This window comes from Actinomadura sp., assembly GCF_044508335.1.
In the GTDB taxonomy this organism is placed as follows: Bacteria; Actinomycetota; Actinomycetes; order Streptosporangiales; family Streptosporangiaceae; genus Spirillospora.
This window is the reverse complement of sequence record NZ_JBIQHY010000101.1, coordinates 16,163-26,196: the sequence shown is the minus strand read 5'-3', so window position 1 is coordinate 26,196 and position 10,034 is coordinate 16,163. Positions and strand designations below refer to the sequence as shown.

The following is a 10,034-nucleotide window of genomic DNA, read 5'->3' as shown; positions in this document are numbered from 1 at the left end:
GGGCACCAACCAGATCCAGCGCATGGTCATGGCCCGCCAACTCCTCAAGTAGCCGGCAGCCGCACCTCGAACACCGCGCCGCCGCCGGGGGCGTCGCCGACGGCGATGCTCCCGCCGTGCGCCCGCGCCAGGTCCCGGGCGATGGCGAGGCCCAGCCCGGCGCCGCCCTCGTCCCGGCTGCGCGCGTCGTCCAGCCGCACGAACCGCTCGAAGATCCGCTCCCGGTCGGCGGCCGGCACGCCCGGCCCGTCGTCGGCGACCCGCAGCACGGCCGTGCCCGCCTCCTCGCGCAGCGAGAGCTCGACCGCGGCGTCCGCGTGCCGCTCGGCGTTGTCGAGCAGGTTGCCGACCACCCGCGACAGCCGTCCCGGCACCCCCATGACCCGCGGGTCGCCCTCGATCGACGCGCGCACCGCGACCCGGCCGGCGCCCGCGCGCCGCTCCAGCTCGTCCCGGACGAGCCGCCCGAGCGGCACCGGACGGGCCGGCGGGCGGTCGCCGGCGTCGATGCGCGCGAGGAGCAGCAGGTCGGCGGCGAGGTGCTGGAGCCGCACGACGTCCGCCACGAGCCCGTCCACGTCCAGCAGCCCCGGGTGCGCGGCCGCCACCTCCAGCTGCGTGCGCAGCGACGCGATCGGGCTGCGCAGCTCGTGCGAGGCGTCGGCGACGAACCCGCGCTGCCGCGCCACCGACTCCTCCAGCGCGGCGAGCGTCTCGTTGGTCGTCGCTGCGAGCCCGGCGATCTCGTCCCGCGACTCCGGCACCGGCACCCGCCGGGCCAGGTCGCCGGACGCGGTGATCTCCGCCAGCTCCGCCCGCACGGCCTCCACCGGCCGCAGCGCCCGCCGCGTGACCAGCCACGTCACCCCGGCGACCACGGCGAGCAGCAGCGGCAGCCCGGCCAGCATCGCCCGGGTGACCGTGCCGACCGCGTCCCGGGCGGCGGCCAGGTCGGCGCCCGCGTACACGGTGACGGTCTCGTCCCGCGGAGTCGTCACCTCGACCGCGGCGAACCGGTAGCCGGCGGTCCGGCCGTCCACGGTCGCGCCGCCGGTGGTGAACGCCGGGTCGCCGTCCGACACCTCGCCCCGTCCGGGATCGTCGTCCCGGTCGTCGCCCCGGTCATCGTCGTCGCCGCGGCCGCGCCCGGAACCGCCCGGCCGCACCTCGGAGGAGCCGGTGCCGTGAATCGCCTCCAGGTCCTCGCTCACCGCCCGGACACGGCCGTCCTCGCCGACGACCTGCACCGGATGGTCCTCGGCGTCGGGCAGGTCGAGCGCCCCGTAGGGGACGCCGGTCGCGAGCTGCGCCGCGACCTCCCGCGCCGCGACCTCGGCGCGCAGGTCGGCCTGCCCGGCGAGGTTCGCGCGCAGCAGCAGCACCACCGCGAGCCCCGCGGCGACCAGCGCGCCCGCCACCACGGCGGTCGCGCCCACGGTCGTCCGGGCCCGGACGGACGACGGGCGGCGGGCCACCTCAGGCGCCCCCGTCCCGGGCCAGCCGGTACCCGGCGCCGCGCACCGTCGTGATCGACCGGCGCCCGAACGGGACGTCGAGCTTGCGGCGCAGCGCGCTCACGTACACCTCGACGATGTTGGGGTCGCCGTCGTAGGCGAAGTCCCAGACCGCCTCCATGATCTGCGCCTTGGACACGACCCGCCCCGCGTTCGCCGCCAGGTGCTCCAGCACCGCGAACTCCTTGGCGGTCAGCTCCACCTCCGCGTCGCCCCGGAACACCCGGTGCGCGGCCGGGTCCACGGTGAGGTCGCCGAGCACGATGGCGGGCGCGGCGCCGCGCGTCCGGCGGCGCAGCAGCGCGCGGACGCGGGCCACCAGCACCACGTACGAGAACGGCTTGGTGAGGTAGTCGTCGGCGCCCGTGTCGAGGCCCTCGGCCTCGTCGTACTCGCCGTCCTTGGCGGTCAGCATCAGGATCGGCGTCTCGTCGCCCGCCGCCCGCAGCGCCGCGCACACCCGGTAGCCGTTCATCCCGGGCAGCATGATGTCCAGGACGATCAGGTCGTAGCCGCCGCCGAGCGCCCGGTGCAGGCCCTCGGCGCCGTCGTGGACGGCGTCCACCGCGAAGCCCTCGGCCGCCAGCCCCCGCGCGAGGGACGCGGCCAGGCGCCTCTCGTCCTCCACGATCAGCAGGCGCATGCCCTCAGCCTGCCAAACCCCGCCTGAAGACGGCTTCAGGTTGCTTCAGGAGCGCTACAGGAACGCCCGGCATCGTCGGTTCCGCAACGTCGGAGGGCACGAAGGGGCGGAGTCCGATGAAGATCGACGCACGGCGCCTGGCCGGGCGCATGGCCAGGGGACGCGGGCTGCTGGTCACGGTGGCCGCCGCGGGCGTCCTGGCGGCCGGGGGAGCGACGGCCGCGGTGGCCGCGGCGCACGACGACGACGGGCCGGGCGCGAGCGCGACCCCCACCGGCGACCGGCCCGGTACCCGGCCCGGCGACCGCAGCGGGGGCGGCGGCGCTCCGGCCGCGGCGGAGGTGCCGGTCGCGCGGGCGGTGGACGCCGCGCTGAAGGCGGCGCCCGGCAGGGTCGCGGAGATCGAACTCGACGACGAGCACGGCGTGACCGCCTGGGAGATCGACGTCGTCACCGACGGCGGCGACCGGCGCGACATCGCCGTCGACGCCGCAACCGGCGAGGTCCTGGCGAACCGCGCCGACGACCGCGACGACCGGGACGGCGACCGCGACGAGGACCCCGCGGCCCTGCGCCGGGCGAAGGTGACCGCGCCGGCCGCGGCCGGCGCGGCGCTGAAGGCGGTCTCCGGACGGGTGACGTCCGCCGAGTTCGAGACCTGGCACGGCAAGGCCGTCTGGGAGGTCGACGTCACCGGCGAGGACGGGACGGCTTACGAGATCACCGTCGACGCCGCCACAGGCGGGGTTCTCGACAGGGAGGCGGAACAGGACTGACGCGTGTCGCGGCGGGGAAGGGGACCAGGGGAGGTGCGCATGAGTGAACAGAGACCCGGCCCCGACATCGACACCAGCGTCTCGCACGTGGCGCGCATCTGGAACTACTGGCTGGGTGGCAAGGACAACTATCCGGTCGACCGCGAGGTCGGCGACCAGATCCTCGGGATGCTGCCGGACGTGGCCCGGCTGGCGCGCGCGTCCCGGCTCTTCCTGAACCGGGTCGTGTGGCACCTCGCCGCCGAGGCGGGCATCCGCCAGTTCATCGACATCGGGACCGGCCTGCCCACGGTCGACAACACCCACGAGGTCGCGCAGCGGGCCGCGCCTGAGTCGAGGATCGTCTACGTCGACAACGACCCGCTGGTGCTGGAGCACGCGAAGTCGCTCCTCACCAGCACCCCCGAGGGCCGCACGGCCTACATCCACGCCGACGTGCGGGAGCCCGACGCGATCCTGGAGGCCGCCGCGGAGACGCTCGACTTCAGCAAGCCGATCGCGTTCACGCTGATGGGCATCCTGGAGTTCGTCCCCGACGACGAGGAGGCGTACCGGATCGTGCGGCGGCTGATGGCGGCGGTGCCGTCCGGGAGCTACTTCGCGATGTACGACGGGACGAACGTCATCCACGGAGAGGCGTCCGACCGGATCGTGGAGGTGTGGAACGCCTCCGGAAACGCGCAGCTGGCGCTGCGGACGCCCGAGCAGATCGCCGGGTTCTTCGAGGGCCTGGAGGTGCTGGAGCCGGGGATCGTCCCGGTGACGCACTGGCGCCCGGACACGCCCGGCGAGCAGGAGGCGGTCGACGCGTTCGGCGGGGTGGGCCGCAAGCCCTGACCGCCCGCGCCGTTGACATGCAACCATCCGGTTGCCTATCGTTTCAGACAACCGGATGGCTGCATGTCCGGACGGCGGCCGCGACGAAGGCACTGGCGGGCAGATGGGCGCTCGCACGGACGAGGACATGGACGAGGACGACGTCTTCAAGGCGCTCGCCGACGCGAGCCGCCGCCGGCTGCTGGACGGCCTCAACGCCCGCAACGGCCAGACCCTCCGCGAACTGTGCGCCGGGCTCGACATGACCCGGCAGTCGGTCAGCAAGCACCTGGCGGTCCTGGAGGCCGCCGGGCTCGTCACGGCCATGCGCCGCGGGCGCGAGAAGCTCCACTACCTCGACGCCGCCCCCATCAACGCCATCGCCGACCGCTGGATGAGCCGGTACGACCGGCACCGGGCGCGCGCGCTCGCCGACCTGAAGACCGCATTGGAGCAGGCCCCGATGACCGCAAGCGAGTTCGTCTACACCACCTACATCAACACCACGCCGGAGCGCCTCTGGCAGGCCCTCACCGACCCCGCCTTCACCCGCGGCTACTGGGGCGTCTCCTTCGAGACCGACTGGAAGCCGGGCTCGACGATCACGTGGCACGAGGAGGGCGCGACCACCGCCGACCCCGAGCAGGTCGTCCTCGAAGCCGACCCCGGCCGCCGGCTCTCCTACACCTGGCACACCTTCACCCCCGAGTGGGCGAAGAGCGTCGGCGTGGACGAGGAGACGCGGCGCAGGCTCATGGCCGAGCCCCGCTCCACCGTGACCTTCGACATCGAGCCCGCCGGCGAGACGGTCAAGCTGACCGTCGTCCACCGGGCTGGCGAGGCGCTGCTCGACATGTCCCGGCACGGCTGGCCGCACGTCCTGTCCGGCCTGAAGACCCTGCTGGAGACCGGCGCCCCCCTGCCCAGCGTCTGACCGGCCGGCCACTTCCGCGACCGCGACCTGTCCCGCACACCGTCCTGTTCCGCACACCGTCCTGTCCCGCGCACCGTCGTCTCGCCCGACCTCGGCGACGCCGAGGAGGCCGCGGCCTTCGCCCGGCCGGGGCGCCGACTCACCGCCCGCCGCCGGGCGGGTCGTCCTCGGCGGCGGTGCCGGGCGGGCGCGGGGCGTTGAGGTTGTAGCGGACGCCGAGCATCCGGATGACGAAGCAGGCGCCCGCGGCGAGCAGCGCGGAGGGCAGCGCGTAGAGGTCGGCCTTGACGGCCGCGACGGTGATCCCCGCCGCGACGAGGGCCGGGATCGCGTACAGGTCGCTGCGCAGCACCGACGGGATCTGCAGGACGAGCGCGTCCCGGATCGTGCCTCCGCCGACCCCGGTGACCACCCCCAGCGCCAGCGCCGGCCCGATCCCCAGCCCGTAGGACAGGGCCTTGCTCGCCCCGATGACGGCGAACGTGCTCAGCCCGATGGCGTCCAGGACCGTGATCGGCATGTCCAGGCGGCCGAGCCGCCTGCTGAACGCGAACGCGAGCAGCCCGCCGCCGGCGGCGAGGGCGAAGTAGCGCCAGTCGACGAACGTGGCGGGCGGGACCGCGCCGATGAGGACGTCGCGGACGACGCCGCCGCCCAGCGCCGTGATCATGCCGAGCGACACGACGCCGACAACGTCCAGCCGCGCCGCCCGCACCGCCGTCAGCGCCCCGTTCAGCCCGAACGCGAATGTGCCGGCCAGGTCCAGCGCGAGCAGCAGCGGCGGTTGGGTGCTCATCGCCCGTACCTGCCGAGGGGCGGGCGCGGCGCGCACGTCACAGCCGCATGCCGCTGCCGCCGGACTCCTCCTCGCCGTCGCTGGTGCGCTCCAGCTCCAGGTACTCGTCGTCGGGCCAGAGCTCGTCGGCGAGGCCGGCGAGGTACTCCTCCTCAGCGGGGTCCAGCTCGGCGACCATGGACTCCGGGTGCGCCGCCCCGGCGGGCGGTGCGCCGGGCGCGGCCCTCGACGGCATGGGGCGGAGCAGGCGGGGCAGGCAGAGGCCGAACAGCGCGAGCAGGCACGCGAGCACCAGGACTGTGATCACACCACACCGTCCTTTCGCGGTCGAGTTCCACATGATTCTTGCGTAAGTAACAAAACAGTTGAACGTTATCGGGACCGCCCGCCGGATGGGAGCCCGACATGCGGGGCGCCGGGGACAATGACCCGGTGGAGTCTCATGTGGACGCGCGTGCGCGCGAGCTGGCGAGGACCGTCTGGGACCACCTGGTGCTGTCCGGGCCTCTCTCCAAGGCTGACGTGATCCTCGCGCTGGGGTGCCACGACACGCGGGTCGCGGCGCACGCGGCGAGGCTTTGGCATGACGGATGGGCGCCGCTGGTGGTCGTCTCGGGCGGGCGCGGCAAGATCACCTCGGCCTGGGCGGAGACCGAGGCGCGGGTGTTCGGGCGGGTCGTGCGCGAGCACGGCGTCCCGGAGGACGCCCTGCTGCTGGAGGAGACGGCGGCCAACACCGGGGAGAACATCACGGCGTCGCGGCGGCTGCTGGGGGAGCGGGGGATCGCGGTGCGGAGCGGGATCCTGGTCGCCAAGCCCTACATGACGCGGCGGGCGGTCGCGACGGCGCGGCGGCAGTGGCCCGGCGTGGACTGGTCCGCCGCCGCGCCCGACCTCGGGTTCGACGGGTTCGAGGCGGACGAGCGCCGGTTCATCGAGCTGATGGTGGGGGACCTGCAGCGGATGGTGGTGTACGCGGAACGCGGCTTCCAGGTGCCGATGCCCGTCCCGGCGGAGGTGTGGGCGGCCTACGAGGAGCTCGCCCGGCTGGGATACGACAGGCACGTGATCAGATGACGCGCCTCGGTCGGCGCGGCCGGTGCGCGCCCGCTACGCGGTCGTGATCGGGCGGTGCGGGGCGATGACCCGGCCGTCCGGCAGCAGCTCGCCGGTGTCCTCGAAGACCACGATGCCGTTGCACAGCAGGCTCCATCCCTGCTCGGGGTGGGCGGCGACGATCCGCGCGGCCTCGCGGTCGAGGTCGTCGGGCGCCGGACACTGCGGCTCGTGCGTGCAGATGGTGTCGTGCTGAGCGGTCACGGGGTTCCTCCACGGTGTCCCTGTGATTAAGGACATACTGCAGCCTGCCGCCGTGCGTCCGAAATATGCAAGTGGATGGCGGATTCTTTACCGTTCAGTGCGTGTGAAGCGCGGTGAGATCGGGCATTTGGGGCGATTCACCGCAAGAGACCACCGTCGGGCTCGTCGCCGTGGTCCACGTCCAGGCCGACGACGGACGTGCAGCCGGTGCAGATCCACTCGGCGATGACGGCCTCGGAGTTGGTCGCGTGCGTCCGGTACGGGCGGTCGACCGCCCGGCGGCGCATCCCGTGGCCGCACGACGAGTGCAGGAGCCGGCCGCAGGTGGGGCACGGCCACACGTCCTCGCGCCGGAGGTCGCAGCGCGGGCACAGCGGCGCCTCGTAGCCCCCCGCCGGCTCGCCGAAGGCCATCTCGTTGAGCCACTCCTGCTCAAGGTCGAGGTACTCGTCCCCGGGCCAGTGGTGGTCGGCGAGCCACGCGAGGTACTCCTCGTCCCCGGGCCCGAGGACGGTCGTCAGGGACTCGGGGTGCTCGCGGTCCGAGCCGTGCCGGTACGAGCGTTGTCGGCGCCTGCCGTGCCGCGCGGTGGCCAGGAGCGTCACGAGGCCCAGGAGCGCGGCCGCGGCCAGGCCTGTCGCCAGGGGCATCGCGGCGTCCTCACATGATCTTGTGGCGGGAAGGTCCGATCATGAATGCACTTCACAAAACGCTGCGAACGCTACAAGAAAGGGTTGACAACGGAAAAGTCGATCAGAAAGATCCTTTACTGATTCATGATCGGGGCCGGCGTCCGAAACCGGGCGGTCGCCGCGTCCGCAACCGCGCGGCCTGCGGGAACCGGCCCTCCGAGCCTCCCGGACCGCCCGCGCCCGGCGGCCCGGTTTCACTCTCCGCTGAATCCGGGTTTCCCGGACTCAGTCCTTGCGGCCGAGCACGGCCACCATCTGGGTGTGCAGGGGGTGCTCCAGCGGCCCGGCCGGCCCGTTGGGGCGCCACTCGGTCACGTTGGCGACGCCCGGCTCCAGGATCGTGAGCCCGTCCATGAACCGCGCGATCTCCGACGAGTGGCGGAAGTAGGAGCCGCCCAGGCCCGACTGCAGGATGCGCTTGGCCTCCTCGACGCGCGGGTCGTTCCCCGAGTCGTGCAGGTGCGTCAGGATGACGTGGCTGCCGGGCGCGAGGTGCTCCACCAGGGCCCGGACGACGCCCGCCGGGTCCCGCTCGTCCGGCACGTGGTGGATGATCGCGGCCAGCACGACCCCGATCGGGCGCGACAGGTCGAGCATCCCGGTCAGCGCGGGGTGGGAGAAGATCTTCTCCGGCTCGTACAGGTCGCCCTGGATGAACGTCGCGACGCCGTCCTCGGTGAGCAGCGCCCGCCCGTGCGCCAGCACGATCGGGTCGTTGTCGACGTACACGACCTTCGCGGCGGGGTTCGCGGCCCGCGCGAACTGGTGCACGTTGGACGCGGTCGGCAGCCCCGATCCGATGTCGAGGAACTGGTCGATGCCGACGTCGCGTCCCAGGTACGTCACCGCGCGCTCGATGGCGACCCGGTTGCCCTGCGCCACCACGGGCGCCTCCGGGACGAGCTCCATCACCATGTCGGCCACCTCGCGGTCGGCGGCGAAGTTGTCCTTCCCGCCGAGGAAGTAGTCGTACACCCGCGCGAACGTCGGCGTTGAGGGATCGATGCCGGGGGGCGCGCTCTCGGGAAGCTCATCGGCCACGACGTGCGGCTCCTTCTGTCCAAACGCCTGCGCCGCCGGCGCAGGTGGTCCTGACCCGAGCATAGGCCCGAATCCCTTGTGGGGGAGGGCCTTTCGCGCCCCGGGGTGCGGTTTCCGCGGAGCCGGGGTGCGGGGATCCGGGCGGGCGGGCCGGCCGGCCGCCGTGTCCTCGCAGTCCTGCGGTGCCCGGGGACCTGAACCAGCCTCCGAAAAACGGACTAAGGGACACAAGTCGGGTATGGGGTTCCGCACCGATCGTCAACGCGGAGGGAGCAACCGTGGCGGACGCCAACCGAGGCGTCGTCTACCAGGGGCCGGGCAAGGTCACGGTCGAGGACCTGGACTTCCCGAAGCTCGAACTCGCCGAGCAGGGCGGGCGCAAGCTCCAGCACGGGGCGATCCTGAAGGTCCTGGCCACCAACATCTGCGGCTCCGACCAGCACATGGTGCGCGGCCGGACGACCGCGCCCGCCGGGCTGACGCTCGGCCACGAGATCACCGGCGAGGTGATCGAGACCGGCCGGGACGTCGAGTTCGTCAAGGAGGGCGACCTCGTCAGCGTCCCGTTCAACATCGCGTGCGGCCGCTGCCGCAACTGCAAGGAGGGCCACACCGGCGTCTGCGAGAACGTCAACCGGGAGCGGCCGGGCGCCGCCTACGGGTACGTCGACATGGGCGGCTGGCACGGCGGGCAGGCCCGGTACGCGGTCGTCCCGTACGCCGACTTCAACCTGCTCAAGTTCCCCGCCGACCGCGACACCGTGATGGCCAAGCTGCCGGACCTCGCGATGCTGTCGGACATCTTCCCGACCGGCTACCACGGTGCCTGCACCGCCGGCGTGACGACCGGCTCCACCGTGTACGTGGCGGGCGCGGGCCCGGTCGGCCTCGCGTGCGCGACCGCCTGCCTGCTGCTCGGCGCCGCCGTCGTGATCGTCGGCGACCTGAACGAGCAGCGGCTCGCGCAGGCCCGCGGCTTCGGCTGCGAGACGATCGACCTGTCGCGGCACGACGACGTGCCCGGGCGGATCGAGCAGATCCTCGGCGTCCCCGAGGTGGACGCGGCCGTCGACTGCGTCGGGTTCGAGGCGCGCGGCCACGGCTCCGGGGGCTCGGCGGGGGAGCAGCCGGCGACCGTCCTGAACACCCTGATGGAGATCACCCGCGCGGCGGGCGGGCTCGGCATCCCCGGCCTGTACGTCACCGGCGATCCCGGCGCCGCCGACGAGAACGCCAGGGTCGGGCAACTGGGACTGCGGATCGGGCTCGGCTGGGCCAAGTCGCAGTACTTCGTCACGGGGCAGTGCCCGGTGATGAAGTACAACCGGCAGCTGATGATGGCGATCCTGCACGACCGGGCGGAGATCGCGCGGAACGTCAACGCGTCGGCGATCCCGCTCGACCGGGCGCCCGAAGGGTACGCCGAGTTCGACCGGGGCGCGGCGCGCAAGTACATCCTGGACCCGCACGGCGTGCTGGGGTCCGCGGCCTGACGCCCGCCG

The 10,034-nt window shown here is 73.4% G+C and carries 12 protein-coding genes; 5 read left to right on the top strand and 7 right to left on the bottom strand.

From position 1 onward, the window contains the following. Positions 1-44: 44 nt before the first annotated feature. Together ACIWVC_RS26740 and ACIWVC_RS26735 are read right to left on the bottom strand one after the other, a co-directional pair. Positions 45-1,475 carry a sensor histidine kinase gene (locus ACIWVC_RS26740; RefSeq protein WP_396454734.1) on the bottom strand — a complete coding sequence of 477 codons (1,431 nt, stop codon included), beginning with the start codon at positions 1,473-1,475 and terminating at the stop codon, positions 45-47. 1 nt (position 1,476) lies between these two features. Next, the gene (locus ACIWVC_RS26735; protein WP_396449184.1) at positions 1,477-2,157 is read right to left on the bottom strand and encodes a response regulator transcription factor; all 681 of its coding nucleotides are present in this window, start codon (positions 2,155-2,157) and stop codon (positions 1,477-1,479) included. Positions 2,158-2,273: 116 nt separating this feature from the next. Here ACIWVC_RS26735 and ACIWVC_RS26730 point away from each other — a divergent pair, with 116 nt between their 5' ends. The 3 genes from ACIWVC_RS26730 to ACIWVC_RS26720 all read left to right on the top strand — a co-directional run bounded on the left by ACIWVC_RS26730 (position 2,274) and on the right by ACIWVC_RS26720 (position 4,683). Continuing rightward, positions 2,274-2,933, top strand: coding sequence for a PepSY domain-containing protein (locus ACIWVC_RS26730; protein WP_396454733.1), 660 nt, complete (start codon positions 2,274-2,276; stop codon positions 2,931-2,933). 39 nt (positions 2,934-2,972) lie between these two features. Beyond that, positions 2,973-3,770 (top strand): SAM-dependent methyltransferase, encoded by a 798-nt coding sequence (locus ACIWVC_RS26725; RefSeq protein ID WP_396454732.1) that lies wholly within the window; start codon positions 2,973-2,975, stop codon positions 3,768-3,770. A gap of 103 nt (positions 3,771-3,873) precedes the next feature. Continuing rightward, entirely contained in the window at positions 3,874-4,683 is an 810-nt protein-coding gene (locus tag ACIWVC_RS26720) for an ArsR/SmtB family transcription factor (protein ID WP_396449187.1), read from the top strand. A gap of 139 nt (positions 4,684-4,822) precedes the next feature. On the opposite strand, the gene ACIWVC_RS26715 is transcribed toward ACIWVC_RS26720, so the two are convergent. Together ACIWVC_RS26715 and ACIWVC_RS26710 are read right to left on the bottom strand one after the other, a co-directional pair. Beyond that, positions 4,823-5,479, bottom strand: coding sequence for a trimeric intracellular cation channel family protein (locus ACIWVC_RS26715; protein WP_396449188.1), 657 nt, complete (start codon positions 5,477-5,479; stop codon positions 4,823-4,825). A gap of 37 nt (positions 5,480-5,516) precedes the next feature. Further along, positions 5,517-5,786 (bottom strand): hypothetical protein, encoded by a 270-nt coding sequence (locus tag ACIWVC_RS26710; RefSeq protein WP_396449189.1) that lies wholly within the window; start codon positions 5,784-5,786, stop codon positions 5,517-5,519. 125 nt (positions 5,787-5,911) lie between these two features. On the opposite strand from ACIWVC_RS26710, the gene ACIWVC_RS26705 reads away from it, so the two are divergent. Beyond that, positions 5,912-6,556 (top strand): YdcF family protein, encoded by a 645-nt coding sequence (locus ACIWVC_RS26705; protein ID WP_396449190.1) that lies wholly within the window; start codon positions 5,912-5,914, stop codon positions 6,554-6,556. A 33-nt stretch (positions 6,557-6,589) separates the two neighbouring features. On the opposite strand, the gene ACIWVC_RS26700 is transcribed toward ACIWVC_RS26705, so the two are convergent. The 3 genes from ACIWVC_RS26700 to ACIWVC_RS26690 all read right to left on the bottom strand — a co-directional run bounded on the left by ACIWVC_RS26700 (position 6,590) and on the right by ACIWVC_RS26690 (position 8,532). Beyond that, positions 6,590-6,778, bottom strand: coding sequence for a DUF5999 family protein (locus ACIWVC_RS26700; protein WP_396449221.1), 189 nt, complete (start codon positions 6,776-6,778; stop codon positions 6,590-6,592). A gap of 158 nt (positions 6,779-6,936) precedes the next feature. After that, positions 6,937-7,449 carry a hypothetical protein gene (locus tag ACIWVC_RS26695; RefSeq protein ID WP_396449191.1) on the bottom strand — a complete coding sequence of 171 codons (513 nt, stop codon included), beginning with the start codon at positions 7,447-7,449 and terminating at the stop codon, positions 6,937-6,939. Between the two features lie 267 nt (positions 7,450-7,716). After that, positions 7,717-8,532, bottom strand: a complete 816-nt coding sequence (locus ACIWVC_RS26690; protein WP_396449192.1) for an SAM-dependent methyltransferase — start codon at positions 8,530-8,532, stop codon at positions 7,717-7,719. A 278-nt stretch (positions 8,533-8,810) separates the two neighbouring features. Between ACIWVC_RS26690 and fdhA the strand changes: the two genes are divergently transcribed. After that, on the top strand, positions 8,811-10,025 hold the full coding sequence (gene fdhA, locus ACIWVC_RS26685) for a formaldehyde dehydrogenase, glutathione-independent (RefSeq protein ID WP_396454731.1): 1,215 nt from the start codon (positions 8,811-8,813) through the stop codon (positions 10,023-10,025). Positions 10,026-10,034 lie beyond the last annotated feature (9 nt).